This is a genomic window from Streptomyces sp. NPDC050610, assembly GCF_040654875.1.
Classification (GTDB): Bacteria; Actinomycetota; Actinomycetes; order Streptomycetales; family Streptomycetaceae; genus Streptomyces.
Genome location: NZ_JBFAIV010000036.1, coordinates 26,403 through 46,019, shown reverse-complemented (window position 1 = coordinate 46,019; position 19,617 = coordinate 26,403). Strand labels below are relative to the sequence as shown.

Here is a 19,617-nt window from a genome sequence, read left to right as displayed (position 1 = left end):
GCGACGTCCCCCAGCCGACGCGCGCCAGGCACGAACGGAAAGACATCCAGTGAACAGATCCGAGATATCCCGGCGTTCGCTCCTCACCCGCACGGCGGGCGGAGCCGCGGTCCTCGCCGCGGGCGGGCTCCTCACGGCCTGCGGCGGCTCCGGCGCCGGCGGGGCCCGGCCCGCCGGCTCCGGCGCCGGCGGGGCCCGGCCCGCCGGCTCCGCCACCTACACCGGCGAGCCGCGCCGCGGCGGAACACTGCGGGCCGCGTTCACCGGCGGCAGCACCGAGTCGACGAGCGTCGTGCAGGCCACCGCCACCGTCATCGACTTCGTACGGGCCCGCCTGCTGTGGGACACACTGGGCGACCTGGACGGCGGCAGGCCGGTATGGCGGCTGGCCGAGTCCGTCGCACCCAACGCCGATGCCTCGCGGTGGACGATCCGGTTGCGCAAGGGCGTCACGTTCAGCGACGGCGCCCGGCTCACGGCGAAGGACGTCCTGTTCAGCCTGCGGACGATCGCGGCGAACCCGGGCGGCCAGTCCGCCCTGCTCGCCGGCGCCGACTTCGCGGCGGCACGCGTGCCGGACGCCCGGACCCTCACCGTGCCGCTGAAGCAGCCGAACGGCTTCTTCGACCTGGCGCTCGCCCAGTCCATGTTCGTCTTCCCGGACGGCACCAAGAAGCTGTCCAAAGCCTTGGGCAGCGGCCCGTTCACCCTGTCCACATGGGAGGCCGGCAAGAGCAGCGTCCTGGTGGCGAACCCCGACTACTGGGACGCGGACCGCGGCGGCCCCTACCTCGACGGGATCGAGCTGTACTCCGTCACGGACTCGGCGGCCCGGCTGAGCGGCCTGAAGGCAGGACAGTTCGACTACGCGGGCAGCGTCCCGCTGACAGCCGTACGCGCGGAGCGGGGCAACACGTCCCTGCGGATGCTGATGCCGCCGAAGGACCTGTGGACCGAGCTGACGTTCAGCATGAACCTGGACCAGAAGCCCTTCACCTCGCCGGCACTCGTCGAGGCCGTCAAGTACGCCGTCGACCGCGAGGCGATGGTCAGGTCCGTGACCCTGGGCTACGGGGAGAGCGCCGACGACGCGCGCGGCATGCACCAGCCCTGGTACACCGGCGACCTGCCGAAGCGTGAGCACGACCCCGACCGCGCCAGGTCGCTGCTGAAGAAGGCGGGCCTGGAGGGCACATCGATCACCCTGCGCACCAGCGACTTCGCCTACGGACTGGTCGAGAGCGCCTCCGCGTTCGTCCAGCAGGCCAAGGAGGCGGGCCTGAGGGTCGAACTGGACAAGGTACCGGCCGCCGACTACTACAGCGACATGGGCAAACTGCTGTCCACGCCCATCCAGACGTCCGCCAACTCCCCCATGCCCCTGCCGCTGGCCCTGCTCAACTACTACGGCGGCTCGGCCGTCTTCCCCCTCACCGGCAAGGCGCCCAAGCGTCTGGAGACCCTGCTGGCCGACATGCGCCGGTCGGTCTCCGACCGGGACCGCGGGCAGGCCGTCGGGGACGTCCAGCACTACCTGTACGACCACGGCGGCGACGCGATCTTCGCGCGGATGCCCTCGGCAGCCGCGGCGACGCCGAAGGTGCAGGGGGTCGAGTCCCTGGGCTGGCCCGAGTACCCCTCTCTGCGCAACGCGTTCCTGAGCGCGTGAGCGTCAAGAAGGCGGACCGGGGGAACCACGCCCTCGGGCTGCTGGTGCTGCGCCGGTCGGCCGCGGCCGTCGGCGTCGTGCTGGCCGTGTCCGTCCTGGTCTTCGCCGCGACGGAGATGGCCCCCGGCGACGCGGCCACGGCCCGGCTGTCCCGTGCGGGGGACGCCTCCCCCGCACGGGTCGAGGCCCTGCGGCACAGTCTCGGTCTGGACGCCTCACCCGTGGTGCGGTACCTGCGCTGGCTCGGCGATGCCCTCCACGGTGATCTGGGCGTGTCGTTCGCCCAGGGCGGGAACGTCTCGGAGATCCTCGCCGACCGCGCCCTGAACTCGGCGATCCTCGCCGTGGCCGCGGTGGTGGTGCTGGTCCCGCTGTCGCTGGGGCTCGGGCTGTTCTCCGGGCTGCGGGCCGGCCGACGCTCCGACCGGATCGTGTCATGGGGGGTGCTGGCGCTGGTCAGCGTGCCGGAGTTCGTCATCGGCACGGTGCTGGTGCTGTGCTTCGCCACCGGCCTGGGCTGGTTCCCGGCCGTGTCGGCGCTGTCCGCCGGTGAGAGTCCGTCGGCGCGGCCCTCGCTGCTGGTGCTGCCGGTGGTGACGCTGGTCTCCGCGTGCCTGGCGCAGAACGTGCGGCTCGTCAGGGAGGCGACCGCGAGCGCCGGGCGCGGCGAGGCGGCCGAGGCGGCGCGGCTCGGCGGGGTCCCCGAGTGGCGGGTGGTGGCGCGCTGGGTGCTGCCGACGGCCGTCGTCCCGGTCCTCCCGGTCATGGCCCGCTACGTGTCCTATCTGTTCGGCGGCACGCTGATCGCGGAGACGCTGTTCGGCTATCCGGGGATCGGCGCGGCGCTGGTGGAGGCGTCCGCGGGGCGGGACGCGCCGGTCGTACTGGCCATCACCATGATCGTCACCTGTGTGACGGTCGCACTCAATCTGCTGGCCGACGTGCTGTCGGTCGTCTTCAATCCGGTCCGGGGAAGAGAAGCATGACGTATCCACAGCTCGACGGGGCATCGGACGCCGGGGGCCGGCCGCCCCGCGGCGCCGGGGACGGGGCGCCCGGCGGCGGGCGAGGCGCACCGGACGCCCGGCGGCAGGGGAGGTGGCGATCGCGGCGCCGCGCCGCGCTGTCCGTATGGCTCCCCGGCGCGGTTCTCTGCCTGAGCCTTCTGACGGCCCTGGTCGGACCCTGGCTGACCCCGCACGATCCGGGCGCGGCACTGGACATGCCGTACGCGCCGATCAGCGGGGACGCGCCGCTGGGGACCGAGCGGCTGGGGGCCGACGTGCTCAGCCGGGTACTGGCCGGCGGCCGGTCACTGATCATCGTCTCGGTGTGCGCCCTGCTCGCCGCCTACGCCGTGAGCATCCCGGCGGGTGCTGTGGCGGCACTGCGCCGCGGCGCGGTGGAGTCGGTCATCATGCGGCTGGTCGACGTGCTGATGAGCGTGCCCGCGTTCGTTCTGCTCAGTGTGCTGGTCGTGGCGACGGGGCGGGGACCGGTCGGCATCGCCGGCGCCACAATCGTCATCCTGGTGCCCGACATCACGCGGATGGTGCACGCGGTGACGCGGCAGGCGCTGGAGCACGATTACGTGGAGGCCGCGCGGTCCCGCGGCGAGTCCCTCGGGTACATGATCCGCAGGGAGTTGCTGCCCAACCTCGTGCCGCTGCTGCGGGCGGACGCCGGAGTGCGCTTCGTCGGCGCGGTGTTCACGATCGCCACCGCCGCCTTCCTCGGCTACGGCGCCCAGCCCCCCGCCGCGGACTGGGCGCTGATGCTGTTGGAGAACCAGCCGGGACTGTCGCTCCAGCCCCTCGCCGTGCTGGCCCCCACGGTGATGCTGCTGCTGATCCTGGTGTCGGCGAACGCCCTGGCGGACCGGCTGCCGGCGACCGCGGACGTCCTCTCCCGCGAGGACGGACCGGTCGGCGCTCCGCCGTCCGGGGGATCGTCGGTGGCGGTCACAGTGCCTCAGAGGACCGCTGTGCTGTCCTGTCGCGGTCTGCGGATGGAGGCGGCCGGCCGGACGCTCCTCGCGGGCGCGGACCTCGATCTGTCGCCGGGCCGCGTCCTGGCGCTGGTGGGCGAGTCCGGAAGCGGCAAGACGACGCTGGCGCTCGGCCTGCTGGCCGGGCCCCGGCCGGGCGTCACCCGCACCGACGGCCGGGTACTCCTCGACGGCACGGATCTCTACAGCGTCGGCCCGCGACGGTTGCGGGCGCTGCGGGCCCACCGCACGGCCTATGTGCCGCAGGACCCTCGCACCTCGCTGGCGCCGACCCTGCGGGTGGGCGCACACATCACGGAGCTGCTGCGGGCCGGCGAAGTGCCGCGCGACGAGCGGGTGGAGAAGGCCCGGGCGGCACTGCGGCTCGTGGGACTGCCGGACGACGACGCGTTCCTCGCCCGCCGTCCTCATCAGCTGTCGGGCGGCCAGCGGCAGCGAGTCGCCCTGGCCGGGGCCCTGGCGGGGCGGCCCACGGTGCTCGTCCTGGACGAGCCCACGAGCGCGCTCGACCCGGTCACCGCCGCGGCCCTGCTGCGGGACCTGGGGCGGCTGGCCGCCGAGACCGGTGCTGCCGTGCTGCTGGTGACGCACGACCTGGCGGCGGCCGCCGAGGTCGCCGACTCGGTGGCCGTCATGGCCCATGGCCGCATCGTGGAGGCCGGGCCGGCGGCGTCCCTGATCCGGTCGCCGGCCACCGCCGCGGCTCGCGAACTGGTGGCGGCGGCCCGCGCCTCGGGCACGGCCCTGACCGCCCCCTCGGAGCCGAGGCCGGTCCACGCGTCGGCCGGCGTGGACTCCGGCTCCCCGGAAGGGGCGCCGGTTCTGCGCGTGCGGGGGCTCACGGCACGACACGGCCGAGGGGGCCCGGCCGTGCTGTCGGACATCGGTCTGACCGTCGCGGACGCGGGCTGCCTGACCGTTGTCGGCGCCTCGGGGAGCGGCAAGACGACGCTGCTGCGCTGCCTCGCCGGACTGCACCCGAGGTGGGACGGCGAGGTGCGGCTGGCGGACACGCCGCTGGGCCGGACCGTGGCCGCGCGGGACCGGGACAGCCTGCGCGCCGTCCAGCTGGTCGCGCAGAACCCCTACGACTCGCTGAACCCCGCCCACACCGTCGCCACCATCGTGGGCAGGCCCTTGCGGCTGTTCGGGATCGCGCGCGACGAGGCGGCCGTCTCCGAAGAGGTCGGCCGGCTGCTGGAGTCGGTCGGCCTGGACAGGTCGTACGCGACACGCCGCCCGGCCGCCCTGTCGGGCGGGCAGCGCCAGCGGGTGGCCCTGGCGCGGGCGCTCGCCGCCCGGCCCCGGGTACTGCTGTGCGACGAGGTGACCAGCGCGCTCGATCCCACCTCGGCCGCCTCGGTGGTCGCCCTGCTCGACGTACTGCGCAGAGAGAGCGGTACGGCGCTGGTCGTGGTCACGCACGATCTCACGGTCGCGCCACGGCTGGGCGGCTCCGTCGCCGTCCTGGAGCAGGGCACGGTCGTCGAGTACGGGAGCGTCGAGGAGACGGTGCTGGGTTCGCCGAGGCACCCGGTGACACGGGCGCTGATCGACGCCGTGCCCTCCTTGGACGGTCGGGGGTACGAGGCGTGGCGCACGGCCGGCGGTTAGGGCCGGTACCGAGTGGCTCCGCGGCATCGCGAGGCGGGCGGCGCGCCGGCCTTCCGCTGAAGCCCTCGCCTCCTGACACCCATCGTGACGGAAACGGATCTCACGTCCGGGAGCCCTTGGAGGTGGGCGGCCTGCGCGAACCGCCGACAACACGGCTGCCTGCATCCTTGCGCACGACGCGGCAGCGGATGGCTGTCATGAACACTCTGCGGCAACGCACCGGATTCACCTCCGCCCAGGAGTTGCACGAGGCGCTGAAAGCCGACGGCGTCACCATCGGTCTGTCCACGGTATACCGGACTTTTCGCGCCCTGGACCGCTCCGGGCGGCTCGACGTGGTGCGGGGGAAGCGAGGCGAACGGCTCTACCGGCCCCGACCCGCCGACGGGCACCGCCACCATCTCGTCTGCCGCGACTGCGGCCTCACCACGGAGGTCGAGGCGGGCGTGATCGCACGCTGGGCGGAGAACGTGGCCGATGTCATGGGCTTCGCCGAGGTCGAGTACACGGTGGAGCTGACCGGCGTCTGCGACCGGTGTGCTGCCCGGCGTTGACCATGCCGACGAGGCACGACGGCGGAGCCCCGCCAGTGGGCAGCGTGCCGAGGCCACCGACGTTCACCGGCATGCGTCGCCGAGTGGAGGCGCCGCGGATGGTGAGCGTCGCGCGCCAGTGCCAGCGTTGACGTTCCGGCTTCGGGTCAGGCCGGCGGGTCGGGGCGTATCTGGCGAGCATGGTCTGGACGGCCTGTTCGACGGCGTCGTGGATGTCGGAGGCCGCTGGGTTCCAGTCGGTCAGCAGCATGCGGGGCCACAGGACGTAGTCGGCGATCATGCCGAGGAACTGGTTCGCGGCGCTCACCGCGTCCGGGACGTCGGCGTTGCCTGCCTCGTGCTCGGATTCCAAGTAGTGCTGAACGGAGGTGAAGTAGGGCAGTTTGCCGAGCTGGAACTGCATCCGTCCCAGTTCGGGGAAACGAGGCAGTTCGGCGATGACGATCCGGAACAGGGCTGTCATGCCGGGCCGGCCGACCAGGATGGAACAAGGGCTCACGAACCCGGCCCGACCACATCATCGAGGTATGGAAGCCCGGTGAGAGCATGACGATCCAGCAACTGGTCAAGGAAGCCGAACTGACCGGGAGCATGCAGATCGGCCCGTAGAACACCACACCGTGCCTGATGCTGTCCACCGAACTCATGAGTCGGGTTGAGCGCGTGCTCCGGGACAGTCCTGCCGTTTTCTGTGTCTCTGATCGTCTCCGGACAGCCCGCCTCGCGAAAGCGCGAAGCTCTAGCGCGGCACCGGGGTGTGCTCCTCGTCCCGCGTGGCGAGTCCGATGCTGCGGGCCCAGTCGACGACCTCTTCCACCATGGCTTCGAGCGTCGTGTCCGCCGTGAAGCCGAGGACCTCCCGGGCTTTGCTCGTGTCGGGCCTGCGCACGCGTACGTCGTCCGGGAAGGCCGGTTCGTGCCGGATCGAAAAGGGGTCCCCGGGATTGACGCGGTCCCAGACGAAGCGGGCGAGTTCGGCGATGGTGAGGCCGTGGTTCCCGGAGAGGTTGAAGTCCTCATTCAGGGCGGCCTCGGACTCCATGGCGAGGGCTACGCCGCGGGCCAGGTCCCTGGCGTGGGTGAAGGTGCGGAACTGCCGTCCGTCGCCGAGGATGCGGAACGGGTTCTCCCGGCGCAGCGCGCGTTCGACGAAGTCGGGGATGACGTGTCCGCGCACCAGGCGCTGCTGTTCGTCGGTGGAGGTGCTGGAGTGCAGTGCGTGCCGTTCACCTGCGCCCACGCAGTTGAAGGGGCGGACCACGGTGTAGGGCAGAGCGTACTGGGACCAGGCGGAGCGGGCGTAGTACTCGGCCGAGAGCTTCTGGAAGCCGTAGGCGGTGGCCGGCGGTGCCGTCTCCCGTTCGTCGCCCTCGCGGAAACCGGTGCCGTCGTGGCGCTCGTACACCATGGAGGAGCTGACGTAGGTGACTTTGCGCAGTCCCTCGTCCCGGCGCCTGATGCCCGCCTCGGCGGCGGCGCCGACGAGCCGGTTGTTGGTGACCAGGATGTCGTGGGCAAGGTCCTTCATGTATCGCACGCCGCCGATCAAGGCGGCGCCGGCGACGAGGTGGTCGCACCCCTCGGAGAGTTCGTGGAGCAGGTCACTGTCCGCGGCGTCGCCGACCACGGCGGTGTAGCGCTCGTGCACGGGCGCCTCGCGGGCGGGGCGGCCGTACTTGGAGAGGTCGTCCAGACCAACGACCGTGTATCCGCGGTCAAGAAGTTCCTCGACGAGGTATCCGCCGAGGAACCCGGCCGCGCCCGTGATCAGTACCTTCACGTCTTCGCCTTTCCGCCGTAGCAATATCTGTTCGCGCGCCTTCGTCTTCTGTGGCCCCTCGGCCCCGTTCACCACGTCCACGCCGGCTGTCCCTCGCCGAAGGCGAGGTACTCGACCGCGCCGCCCAGCGAGGTGGCACTGTCGGCGTGCAAGGCCCAGGCGTCATAGATGACCCCAGGGCTCGCCATGCGGTCGGTGAGCCACCGAAGTTCGAGGTCCGCGTAGGACTGGTGGTTCGTTCCGAGGACGACCACGTGCGCGCCCTCGACGGCGTCCTTGGCCTCGGTGCACGGCACGTACCCGAAGGCCCCCTGGACCGCGGCGGGCACCAGGGGGTCGTGCGAACGCACGGTCAGACCTCCATGGCGTTCCCGAAGGTGCGTCACGATGTCGACCGCCGGCGAGAACCGGGTGTCGTCGGTCTCCGGGCGGCCCTTGAAGGCGACGCCGAGCAATGCCACGACCAGCGGTGTCCCGTCGGCCAGGTCCGCCATGCGGTCCATCACCCGGTCGGCGATCCTCGCGGGCGTCGAGCGGTGGGCTCCAACGACTCCGTCGAGGAGGACGGAGGCCGGTGAGCCGTGGTCCGCGAAGGACCGGGACAGGATCGCCGTGTCCTTGGGGAGACAGGCCCCGCCGACCGGCCCCGCGCCAGGCACTGCCGCGCGGGAGTATCCGGTCGACGCGGTCTCGCGCACCTCGCGGTAGCTCACACCCACCCTCTCGCAGAGCCGGGCGAGCTCGTTGGCGAAGGCGAAGACCGTGTAGCGATAGGCGTTGCAGGCCAGTTTGGCGATCTCGGCCGTCTCCAGATCGGACGTCTCGACCATGTCCGGGGTGAGCTCGCGGAACAGCGCCGCGGCCCTGGCGCCCGCGCGGGGGCTACAGGCGCCCACAATCTGCGGCAGACTCCGCAGTTCCTGCACGGCGACGCCTTGTACGGTGCGCTCCGGGCAGAAGGCCAGGTCGATGTCGTGGCGGGTGCGGAGTTCGGCGAGCAGCCTGCGCGAGGTGCCGACCGGTACCGTGGACCGCAGGATGACCAGGCTCCCGTCGACGGCCTGCTCGCCGACCGCGCGGACGGCGGCCTCGACCTGTACCAGGTCGGGACAGCCCGCCTCGTCCACCGGCGTGCCAACACACACGATGTACGTGTCGACCGTCCGACCCGATGGGACGGCGTCGGTCACGGTGAGTCGGCCACTGTGTACGGCGGTGTCGAGGTCCAGGCCGGCCTCGTGGACGTGCGGCCGATTCCTTGCCAGGTCTTCGCGGACCTTCGGGTTGCGTTCGACTCCGACGACTCTGCGCCCCTGGCCGGCCAGGCTCACCGCGAGGGTGAGTCCCACGTAGCCGAGGCCGATCACACAGACGGCGCCCGGGATGCGCTCATCCGTGTCGTCCGGACAGCCTCGGCCGTCGGTCTCGCCCGCGTCCTGCACAATCCATGTGTTCCGCATGTTCCCCGAGTCCCTTTCCCGCCTGCGCGGTGTGTTGCCGATGTCCGCATGCCGTACAGGTTGTTCCGGTGGTGCCCGTCCGCCCGGACGGCCGGCGTGACGTGGTCACCTCGCCCGCAGGGAGCGCCGGGGCCGCATGTGCGTCTCCATGACGTCGACCGTGGCGGGGCCCTTCTCCCAGATGTTGCGGTGCCGGTGCGCCCACTGCGACGCGGCAGCGCCCATCGCGGCCGCCTCCTCGCGGTGGCGGGCCACCCAGGTCAGATGTTCGGCGACCTTGCGCACGTCCGGGACGCCCCGGACCCCGCACCGCCCATAGAGCGGTTCGTCCGCCTCCTCCCAGCTGCCGGGCGGGACGGGCAGCACGAGGTCGCCCGCGTCGGTGCAGACGTCGCCCTGGCCCTCAGAGGACAGCGCGATCACGGGCAGGCCGGTCGCCATGCCCTCGACCAGGGGCAGGCCGAACCCCTCGCTGCCCAGCGCGAGCAGCACGTCGGCCTCCCGGTACCAGTGCAGGATGCCGCGTACCATCTCCTGGCCGTCGATGACGGTGATCCGCGGGTCGTCGACGGTCAGTCCGAACGCCTTCGCCGTCCCGAACCGGGACTTGATGATCAGTCGGGCGTCCGGATCGTCGCCGAATGCCAGTTGCCACGCCTCGATCGCCTGGACGACGTGTTTGCGCGGCAGGACAGTGCCCACGACGAGGGTGGTGACGCTCTCGCGCGCCGGTCGCTCCACCAGCGGGTACACATCCGGGTCGACCCCCTCGGGGACCACCTCGACGGGCACGGTGACCCCACTCGACCGGCATACCTCAGCGACGAACCGGGTGGGTACGATCACCGCGCGGGCGCGGTTCAGGCGGGCCGGCCAGTCGGCGGGCAACCGGCTCGACTCCCACATGGTGTGGACGAAGTGCTCGGTCTCCGCGTAGAGCTCGAGTTCAGGCTCCAGTGCAGCCGAGAACAGAACCGGCCCCTCCTGGTAGGGGGTTGACTTCTCGGCGAGCGCGAGGACTTCGGGCGCCAGCCCCTCGTAGAAGATCTTGATGGGGATGAGGTTGACCCGGGCGCCCGCCCGCGCCATCCCCATGGCTCCGTACTCGGCCAGACTTCCGTACCCGTCGGCACACAGGAAATGGGCCACGAAATTGACGGGCAAGGGACTTTCCTGATTCACGATGCGCTCTCCCTGCTTCTCTTCGGCTGGCCGGCTTTACCTGGCGGTCCGCTCCGTAGGGGAGCCGGATCCGCCTCCCCTTCAGCCGGCCCATGCGGCCAATTCGGTTAGGTCGACCTTCCCGGTGGGGGTCAGCGGGAAAGCGTCGACGGCGCTGATCCGTGCCGGGACCATGTGGGCGGGCAGGACCCCTGCGAGGTGGGCGCGAACCTCCGCGGCGACCGGGGGGCGCTCGACGGCCGGCACGTAGTACGCGGCCAGCGTCTTGCCGCCGTGCGCCTCGACGGCGGCCACCGCTGCGGCGCGCACTCCGGGACAGCCTGCCAGCGCGCTGCGCACCTCGCCGAGTTCGACGCGGTAGCCGCGCAGCTTGACCTGGTCGTCCAGTCTGCCGAGGAAGCGCACGGTGCCGTCGTCGAGCCACTGCGCACGGTCGCCGGTGCGGTACATCCGCTCGGCGGGCCCCGGTGCCCAGGGATCGGGCAGGAACTTGTCCGCGGTCAGCGCCGCGTCGCCGAGATACCCGAGGGCCACGCAGTCACCAGCGACGTACAGGTCGCCCGGAGTGCCCGGCGGGCACGGTTGGATGTCCTCGTCCAGCACGTAGTAGCGAGCGTTGGCCATCGGCCTGCCGTAGGGGATGCTGGGCCAGTCGGGGTCGACGTCCTCGACGGGGAAGCGGTTGGACCACACTGTGCACTCGGTGGCGCCGCCGAGCGCCATCACCCGGACGCGGGGGAAGGCGGTGCGTATCTCGCCGGGCAGGGTGAGCGGGATCCAGTCGCCGCTCAGCGCCACCAGCCGCAGGTGGTCGCGGCCCTGTGGTCCCCGGTCGGCCAGGAAGGGCACGAGCATGGACAGCGCGGCCGGTGCGGAGTCCCAGAGGGTGACCGGCTCGGTCGTCAGGGCGTCGATCAGGCTCTCGGGTTCGGCGACGTCCGCTCGCGAGGCGATCCGGACGGACGCGCCGGCCGCGAGGACGCCGAAGATGTCGTACACCGACAGGTCGAAGCAGAACGAGGTCACGAACAGCATCCGGTCGTCCGGGACGATGTCGTGGGTACGGTTGAACCACTCGATCAAATTGACCGCCTGGCGGTGCTGAACGGCCACCGCCTTGGGCTTGCCGGTGGATCCGGAGGTGAAAATGGCGTACGCCAGGTCATCGGCGGTGACATCGCCCTGCCCGTGCTGCGGGGCGGACGGTGGCAGGTCGGCCGCGGTCCACACCCGGCCGCCCACGCGAGAGGCTCGCCCGGGGTCGGCGACCTCGATGAACGCGTCGTACCGGTGGGCGAGTTCACCGGCGAACCGGTCCGAATGCCGACGCCGCACGTCGACCTCGCCCACGGCGGGCAGGAATTCCGGGAGCCGTTCCAACAGTATCGGGGGCACCCGCAGACCTGCGTGCGACTCCACCTGCGGATCGATGAGGTCGCAGAGCAACAGCCGCCCGCCGGGGCGCAGCAGGCCGGTGAGCGAGCCCAGAGTCTCCAGCAAGTAGTCCATGTCGGGCAGGAACTGCACAGTGCTGGCCATGACGACCAGGTCGAACGGCCCGCGCACGGTGTCGGCGACCTCGTGGGCGTAGGCGGCCTGCCCCTCGATGGTCAGGCCCAGGGCGGCGGCGGTGTCGACGTTCCGTCGCACCGCGACGTCCGATGGGTCGACGGCCACCCACCGCTTCGCCCGCGGGGCCAGCGCCTCCATGATGAGTCCGGATCCACAGCCCACTTCCAGCACGTCAGCGGCGGTGCCGCCCGCCTCCCGACCGAGCGCGGCGACGTGGTCCGCATAGGCAGCGACGTCGTCGGGGGTGTAGGGCCGTTCGGAGCGGCGGAGGTTGAACCCGGCGGCCTCCAGCGGATCGGGCTCACCGGAGAGAAAGTCGAAGAACTCCTCCACCAGGGGCCGGTCCAGGACCGCTTCCCAGGTGCGGCCCACCTCGATGTCCGGACAGACCACATCGGTCACCGACGGGACGCTCCAGCGCAGTTCCTGCACCGTCCTCAAATGCGCCGCGTCAGTGACGACGCACCGCACCCGGAGGTCACGGAGCAGGCGCACTGCGCGGGCCGCCGGCCAGGCCGGGTCCAGCGGAACGTAGGCGGCGCCAGACTTTACGACTGCGAGCAGCGAGGCGACGGCATGCGGGGTGCGGTCCGCGTAGAGCGCGACGACGTCCCCCCGTCCCAGTCCCCGCTGCCGCAGCAGAGCGGCCAGCCGGTCGCTGTGGTCGCCCAGCTCGGCGTGGGTCCAGGTCGTGCCGTCGGCGTCCAGCAGGGCCGGGCGGCCCGGGTGGCTGCGGGCCGCTTCGCGCACCAGGTCGACCAGGGTGGCGTCGCGCCGGTAGTCGGTGGCGGTGTCGTTCCAGGCGGCCGGCGGTGTCCATGGTTCGGTTCCGGTCACCGGGCAGCCTCCCCGTCGTCGGCCGTGGCCGCCGTGACGGCTTCGGTGAGGCTCTTGACGGTGGGGTGGTCGAAGAACATCCGCAGCGGAAGCCGGCGGCCGGTGACACGTCCGAGTCGGGCCATGATGCCGGCGACGAGCATCGAGTGGCCGCCCACGTCGAAGAAGTCGTCGTCGTCCGTGAACCGGGTGCCGTCCAACGCCGCGCTCCAGGCTTCGCGGACGTGCTCGATCAGATCAGCGGAGCCAGCACAGGTGTCGGTGGGCGGGGGCGATGACGGGAGCGGGTCCAGCGGCATGAGGGCCTCCTCGGCGGCTTGGGCGAGCGGACGGATGAACTGGGTGCGGCAGGCGGTCAGCCGCCGGCCGGGAGCAGGTCGATCAAGGGCCGGACGGCGGCGACGACGTCGGCCGCCAAGCCCGCTGCGGGGCGCGCCCGGTCGTCCCCGGCGGAGTGGACGACCCGTACGCGCAGCCTGCCGCCGGTGAGCATCGCGCTGATCTCCAGCGGACAGGGACGGCCGTTGCCGGGTGCCCGGTCGGCGACGCCGGTGAGCGGCGAGGGGGCGAAGAGCCGCTCGGCAGACGCTGGCGAGCCGTCAAAATCGAGCAGTTCGCCCAGCCGGCCGAGGTAGGTGAAGTTGACCAGAGATGGCGGGAGCGCCGCCATGCGCCGTCGGATCTCAGGGTCCGGGGCGGCGTGGCGCAGCAGCCCGTATCCGAGGCCATCGCCGGGGACGCCGTTCAGCGCATGGCGCACGGCCGCGTGCACGGCGGCGGGCTCCGGCTCGTCCGGCAGGTCGAAGCGGACCGGATGCAGCACGGTGAACCAGCCGACGGTGCGACCGGGGTCGACGCCGTCAAACAGCCCGTCACGTCCGTGCCGTTCGAGGTCGACCCGGACCGTGTGTTCACCGGTCCACTCCCCCACGGCTCCCACCACCGCAGCGAGCACCAGGTCCTGCACCCGGCTGCCCGTCGTCCGGCCGGCCCGCTCCAGCAGGCGGGCCGTCTCCGGCGCGGAGAGCTCGGCGGTCACAACCCGGGCGTCGCGTTCGGGCATCCGTGCCGTCGGCGGCGCCGGTGCCGCGGGCGTGTCCTTAGGCGCCCAGTGGTCGAGTTCGGCGCGCAGTTCCCGCGATCCGGCGCGCTCGTACAGCAGACGTGTCCACTGCTCGTACGGCAGGGAGTCGGGCAGCCGAACTGTCTGCGCACCGACCAACTGGCGGTAGGCCGTGGTCAGATCGTCGATGACGACCTGCCAGGAGACGAAGTCCACCACCAGGTGGTGGGCGGAGAGCACCACCTGGGCGGTGCCGTCATCGGCGTCCGTCGGCAGGATTCCCGCGGTGAGGACGGGGCCGTGCCGGAGATCGGTGGTGTCGACGAGCTCGGCAGCGATCTCTTCGGGCCGCCGGTACCGGGCCTCCTCGACGATGTGGACCGGTTCGCCGTCCGGGTCGTGGATCTGGCGCGGACCGTCGGGGGCAACGTCGAACCGGTAGCGGAAGACCGGGTGGTGGGCCGCGACCACGCGCAGGGCGGTGGCGAGGGCCCCGCGGTCCACCCGTTGCGTGGTCCTCAGCAGGAGTGTCTGGTTCCAGCGGTCGGGCTCGGCCAGATCCAGGTCGAAGAACCACCGCTGGACGGGAGCCAGTGGGATCGACGGCGGCACCCCAGGCCCGGTCGTCGTGGCGCGGTCCGGTGCCCGGGTGCCGGTGTCGTCCACCGCTTCGGCGTCGTCCGCGACCTTCGCCACGGCGGCCAGTTCCCGCAGCACCGGGTAGGTGAAGAGCTGACGCACGGTGATCGTGATGCCGACGTCGGCGGCACGCGCGACGATGCGCATGCCGCTGATCGAGTCGCCGTCGAGGTCGAAATAGTCGTCGTCCGGCGCCACTTCGGAGACGGGCAGGAACTCGGTCCAGATCGCGGCGATCCGGGCCTCCAGGGGCGTCAGGGCCGGGCCGTCCGCGGCTTCGCTGGGCGAGGGCTCCGGAGCCTGAGGCAGCACGGTGGCTCCCGTCCCCGGCTGTCCGCCCACGGGGGCGGTGTGTCGGGCCGTCTTGCCGTTCCCGGCCATGGGCAGCCCGTCCACCCAGACACAGGTCGCGGGGACCATGTAGGGGGGCATCATGCGGCGCAGCGTGGCGAGGAGAGCAGCGGCGGAGGGCCGGGGGCCCGGGGCGCCGGCGGCCTCCGTCACGTAGGCGCATGGTCCCGCCGGGTCGCCGGACACCAGCGCGCGGGCCACGTGCGGGAGTCCGGCCAACGCCTCCTCCGCTGCCGCCGGGTCGAACCGGTAACCGCGGTGCGCCATCCGGTCCGTCGCCCGGCCGAGCACGACAAGACCGCCGTCGGGCAGGACCCGGCCGACGTCGCCGGTCGGGCCGAAGGCGCCGGTCCCCACCGCGACATGGATCTCTCCGGCGACCCCGGGCGGGCACCGGCGCCCCGTGTCGTCCAGAACACGGTGGTGCACTCCGGGCACGGGGAGCCCCGCGGGCACCGGCCCGGTGGTGTACACCGCCTCCGGCGGGACCTCATGGGCGCTGACCACGGGAGCCGTTGCGGCACCACCGTACTCGTGCACCACGCGGATCCGGCCCGCGGCGGCGCGCAGTTCGCGCAACAGGCCGCCGTCGAACCGTTCGCCAGTGAGGGCGAGAGCGGCGCTGCGCGGGCTCCGTTCCCGCAGAGCCGGGAGCACGGCCGCACACTCCGACGGGGTAAGCGTCACCAAGGCGAAGTCGCGTCCGTCGGTGAGGAGTTCGGCGAGTGAGGTGGGTGTGGCACCGTTCGCCGTCAGCACGGCGGTTCCGCCTGCGGCGACGACCGCCAGTGCCCTGGCCAGCGCCCGGTCGGCGCACAGGGCACCGTGCACGAGCACGCCGTCGAGGTCACCGTACCGGTCGCCGAGCCATGCGGACCACGCGGCGAGCGTCCCATGGTCCATGACCGCGGCGCGCGGCGGGTCCGTCACGCCGGAGGTGCGCTGGACGAGGGCGGGCGCCCCGAGGGGCGGGGCGGGCGGTTCCGGCTCCGGGCCGGGATCGCCCGGTTCGTCGACGCACAGCACCGGCGTGTCCGTCGCTCCCAGTCGGGCGCGGCCCGCCGCCGTGGTCACGAGGGCGTGGACGTCCGTCCGTTCGGCCTCGGCCCGTACCCGTGCCGGATCACTCCCGACCGAGAGGGGGTCGCAGACGGCGCCGGCCTCCAGTGTGCCAAGACCGGCGACAACGAGATCGGCCGAGTGCGGCAGCCACAGGAGCACGGTCGCTCCCGCGGGAAGGCCCAAAGCCCGCAGTCGGACGGCCAGTTCCCGTGCGCCGTCGTGCAGTTGCCGTCGTGAGAGCCGGCGCCCGTCCGACTCGACGGCCGTGCGGTCCGGGTCGGCTCGCGCGAAGCGCGCCGTCGACTCCGGCACCGTGGCGATGCCCGCGCGCACCAGGCCGTTGTCGAGGGCGGTGTCCAGAAGTGCCTGCTGCGCGGGGGTACTGATGTCGAGCCCGCCCACTGCGGACCCCGGTTCGAGCAGTACGGCGTCCAGTAAGTGGGCGAACTGCTCGGCCATCTGGACGACGGAGTCCTTCTCGAACAGGTCGGTGTTGAACTCCCACGCGATGGCGACCGAGTCGAGCGCCTCGTATACCGCTCCCGACAGGTCGTAGACGACGGAGTGCCGGCGCAGGTCCAGGGACTCAAGAGTGAGGGTTGCCAGGCGCAGCACCCGGCCGCTCCCGCCGGAGAGGAAGCTGCTGACCTCCAGACGGTCGTCGTGGTGGGACTTGTTCTGGCCGAAGGCCACCTCGACGAGCGGCGAACGTCCCCGGTCCCGCTTCACGCCGAGCCGGGTCATGACCTGCTCGAAGGGCAGCTCCTGGTGCTCGATCGCGGCGAGCAGCACGGACCGCACCCGTTCGAGGAGCTCATCGAAGGGCTCGTCGGGGAGAATGCTGGTGCGGCACACAACAGGGTTGCCGAAGTAGCCGAGCACGTCGTGGAACTCGTGGCGCTGGCGGTTGGTGGTGATCGCGGCCACCGCGAGGTCGCGCTCTCCGGTCAGGCCGTGCAACAACACGTGGAACACGGTGAGCAGCACGGTGTAGACGGTGGTCCCGCGGTCGTGCGCGAGTGCCTCCAGCCCCTTCAGGCGTTCCGCGCCTAGATCGTGGTAGTACGTGGCCCCCTCGCGGCGCTGTACCGGCGGCCGGGGCTTGTCGATCGGCAGTTCGAGCGCGGGGGGCAGAGTGGCGAACACCTCGCGCCAGTGTTCCCAGTCCCTGTCACCGACCGGGCCAGCCACCGTTTCGGCGTGCCACCGGACGTAGTCGGTGTAGGTGTGGGTCGGGACGGGGCGGTAGATCTCCTGGCCGTCGGCGGCCGCCGCGTAGGCCGTTTCGAGGTCGCGAAGCACCACGACGAGGGACCAGAAATCAGAGACGATGTGGTGGGTGTTCATCAGCAGCGCGTGGTCGCCGCCCGGCAGGCCGGTGTAGAGCCGCACCCGTAGAGGGAACTCCCGCCGCAAGTCAAACGGCCGCAGCGCCTGGGCCGCGAGCTCCTCGTCGAGGGCCGGCTCGTCGTAGGGGGTGGGGTCGATGAGGAAGTCGACCCGGGCGTGGGCCGCGACGCGCTGGAAGGACTCTCCGTCGCGGATGCCGAAGGTGGTGCGCAGCACGGGGTGCCGGTCGACCAGCGACTGGAAGGCGCTCAGCAGCGCCTCCGGGCGGCAGCCGCCGACGATCCGGGCAGCGAAGGCGAGGTTCTCCGCGGCGCCGTCGGCCTGGTCGGCGTGCCGGAGCGACATCTGGTTGGCGGAGAGCGGGAATTCGCCCACGGTGCTGCGGGCGGCAGTCAGCGGGACCCACGGCTCGCGGAGCGCGAGTGTCTCGGCCAGCGACTCCACGGTCTTCTGGCCGAGGAGTTCGGGCAGGCCGACGGTGCGCCTCAGGGTGTCCTGGAGGGTCATCTTGAGGCGCAGCGCGCCGAGCGAGTCGAGCCGCAGGTCGGACAGGACGGCGTCGGCGCCAGTCGTCTCCGGGTCGGCGCCGGTGATCTCGGCGGCGCACCGCAGCACATGCTCCGCGATTCGCCGGATCCGCACGTCGGAGTCGGGCTCCGTCCAGATGCCCTCGGCGCCGCCGGGTACCGGCGCCATCTCTTCCCCTGCCAGGGCTGCCAGTGCGGCGCGGCGCACCTTGCCGAGCCTGGTGCGGGGCAGTTCGGACACGAGGGTGAACTTGCGCGGGACCTTGTGGCCGACGAGACGGGCCTCGCAGTGCGCGGCCAGTGCGCGCGCGTCCGGCGTGCCGCGCGCCACGACTGCGGCGGCCAGCAGGTCTCCTGCCCCGTCCAGAGGCACGCCGAACACGGCGGCCTCCAGGACATCCGGATGTTCTTCGAGGACGGCCTCGACCTCGACCGGGTTGACCTTCTGGCCGCCGGTGTCGATCAGGACGCGCTTGCGGCCGGTCACCCAGAGCCGGCCGTCCGGCGTGCGGAAGCCCAGGTCGCCGGTGAGGTGGCGGCCGTCGGGGAGGACGTCCGTGCCGTCCGTGGTGACGGAGGCGCTGCGGACCGCGATCTCACCCGTCGCGCCCTGCGGCAGCGGTTCGCCGCCCTCGTCGAGGATCTCCACGGTGACGCCGTCGAGGGGCCGGCCGACCGAGCCGGGGACGACGTGTCCGGGGTCGCAGTCCCAGGCGACGCTGCCGGCCTCCGAGCTGCCGTAGGTCTGCCGCACCGGTACCCCGAACCGCGCGGTGAAGCGTTCGCCGACGGCCGGGTTGAGGAAGTTGCTCCCCGACAGGCACAGCCGTACGGACGACAGGTCGGCCGGCCGGTCGGCAGGCCAGTCGGCCAGGGCCTCCAGCACGTACGGCACCGCGGTAAGGACTGTGACCCGGTGCTCGCCCAGCAGGACGACGAGGCCCGCGGCCGCGGACTCCGGGGTCTCCTCGCCCGGTTCGACCAGGACGAGCGTGGCGCCCGCGAAGACGGACACGATCATGCAGCAGAACTGTCCGAGCGCGTGGAAGAGCGGTACCGGGCACAGCACGACGTCCTCTGCCGTGATGCGGGCGGTCGAGATGATGTGGTGGGCTTCGGCCAGCTGGTTGCGCTGGCTGCGCCGGACGCGCTTGGGCTCGCCGGTGGTCCCGGAGGAGTGCGTGATCACCCAGGCATCGTCGGCCGGCCTTGGGACAGCGGCCGGCCTCTCACACGTGGCGGCGAGGGTGGCGAAGTGGTGTGCTCCGGCGGGCGGTTCGTCCACCGTGATCAGCCGGGGCGTCGCGCCCCATCGGGTGCTCAATGCGAAAATGCGGCCTGTCATGGCCACCTCGGTGACCACTACCGTGGGGGCGTGGTCCCGTGTCCGGTCGAGGATCTCGTGGTCCTTCAGGTCCGGGTCCAGCGCCTGGACCTCGGCGCCCAGACCGGCGGTGGCGAAGTAGCCGATCACGAACTCGGGGCAGTTGGGCAGCGCGATCAGGACTCGGTCGCCCACGCCCACGCCGAGCCCGTGCAGACCGGAACGCAATCCCTTGACCGCGTCGCCCAGCTCGCGGAAGGACAGGCGCCGTCCGCCTTGGACGACGGCCGTGCGGTCCGGGACGCGTGCGACGATATCGTCGAGCCTGGCGTCGATCACCACGCGCTCCCGTCGGCCGCACCGTCGTTCAGCTGGTCCAGGATGTACTGCTCCACGTCGCTGACCCGGCGGATGGCGCGGGCGGTCTGCGCGTCGATGGGCGGCAGGGAGAACTCGTCCTCCAGGGCGAAGGCGAGTTCGAGAAGCGCGAGCGAGTGGTAGCCGAGGCCGTTTACCAGCTCCGGGTCGGCGTACTCGCTGCCACCGCCGGGAGCCATGCTGATCACGATCTCGCGGATCTGCGCGCGCAGGTCCTGCTCGGTGTGCTGGGTCATGCTCCATCCCT

General features: G+C 72.0%; 11 protein-coding genes and 1 pseudogene. 4 read left to right on the top strand and 8 right to left on the bottom strand.

The window, feature by feature from the left end:
* The first annotated feature begins 49 nt into the window (after positions 1-49).
* The 4 genes from AB0I22_RS32545 (at position 50) to AB0I22_RS32530 (ending at position 5,845) form a co-directional block, all read left to right on the top strand.
* On the top strand, positions 50-1,669 hold the full coding sequence (locus AB0I22_RS32545; protein ID WP_363134584.1) for an ABC transporter substrate-binding protein: 1,620 nt from the start codon (positions 50-52) through the stop codon (positions 1,667-1,669).
* Positions 1,666-2,655, top strand: coding sequence for an ABC transporter permease (locus tag AB0I22_RS32540; protein ID WP_363134583.1), 990 nt, complete (start codon positions 1,666-1,668; stop codon positions 2,653-2,655). Before AB0I22_RS32545 ends, AB0I22_RS32540 begins: the two co-directional genes overlap by 4 nt.
* On the top strand, positions 2,652-5,291 hold the full coding sequence (locus AB0I22_RS32535; RefSeq protein ID WP_363134582.1) for an ATP-binding cassette domain-containing protein: 2,640 nt from the start codon (positions 2,652-2,654) through the stop codon (positions 5,289-5,291). The genes AB0I22_RS32540 and AB0I22_RS32535 overlap by 4 nt, the downstream gene beginning before the upstream one ends.
* Positions 5,292-5,488: 197 nt before the next feature.
* Positions 5,489-5,845, top strand: a complete 357-nt coding sequence (locus AB0I22_RS32530) for a Fur family transcriptional regulator (protein WP_363134581.1) — start codon at positions 5,489-5,491, stop codon at positions 5,843-5,845.
* Between the two features lie 160 nt (positions 5,846-6,005).
* On the opposite strand, the pseudogene AB0I22_RS32525 reads toward AB0I22_RS32530, so the two are convergent.
* From AB0I22_RS32525 to AB0I22_RS32490, 8 genes and pseudogenes are all read right to left on the bottom strand, one after another.
* Positions 6,006-6,326: pseudogene (locus tag AB0I22_RS32525) on the bottom strand (TetR/AcrR family transcriptional regulator C-terminal domain-containing protein); the annotation flags it as partial.
* Positions 6,327-6,584: 258 nt separating this feature from the next.
* Positions 6,585-7,625, bottom strand: coding sequence for an NAD-dependent epimerase/dehydratase family protein (locus AB0I22_RS32520; RefSeq protein ID WP_363134580.1), 1,041 nt, complete (start codon positions 7,623-7,625; stop codon positions 6,585-6,587).
* Positions 7,626-7,693: 68 nt separating this feature from the next.
* Positions 7,694-9,085 (bottom strand): nucleotide sugar dehydrogenase, encoded by a 1,392-nt coding sequence (locus AB0I22_RS32515; RefSeq protein ID WP_363134579.1) that lies wholly within the window; start codon positions 9,083-9,085, stop codon positions 7,694-7,696.
* 105 nt (positions 9,086-9,190) lie between these two features.
* Positions 9,191-10,249, bottom strand: coding sequence for a glycosyltransferase (locus AB0I22_RS32510; RefSeq protein ID WP_363134578.1), 1,059 nt, complete (start codon positions 10,247-10,249; stop codon positions 9,191-9,193).
* 99 nt (positions 10,250-10,348) lie between these two features.
* A complete protein-coding gene (locus AB0I22_RS32505; protein WP_363134577.1) occupies positions 10,349-12,676 on the bottom strand; it encodes an amino acid adenylation domain-containing protein in 2,328 nt (775 codons plus the stop codon).
* Positions 12,673-12,975, bottom strand: coding sequence for a phosphopantetheine-binding protein (locus tag AB0I22_RS32500; protein WP_363134576.1), 303 nt, complete (start codon positions 12,973-12,975; stop codon positions 12,673-12,675). Before AB0I22_RS32500 ends, AB0I22_RS32505 begins: the two co-directional genes overlap by 4 nt.
* A 56-nt stretch (positions 12,976-13,031) precedes the next feature.
* Positions 13,032-19,331 (bottom strand): AMP-binding protein, encoded by a 6,300-nt coding sequence (locus AB0I22_RS32495; RefSeq protein WP_363134575.1) that lies wholly within the window; start codon positions 19,329-19,331, stop codon positions 13,032-13,034.
* A complete protein-coding gene (locus AB0I22_RS32490) occupies positions 19,328-19,606 on the bottom strand; it encodes a hypothetical protein (RefSeq protein WP_363134574.1) in 279 nt (92 codons plus the stop codon). The genes AB0I22_RS32495 and AB0I22_RS32490 overlap by 4 nt, the downstream gene beginning before the upstream one ends.
* Between the last annotated feature and the right edge of the window lie 11 nt (positions 19,607-19,617).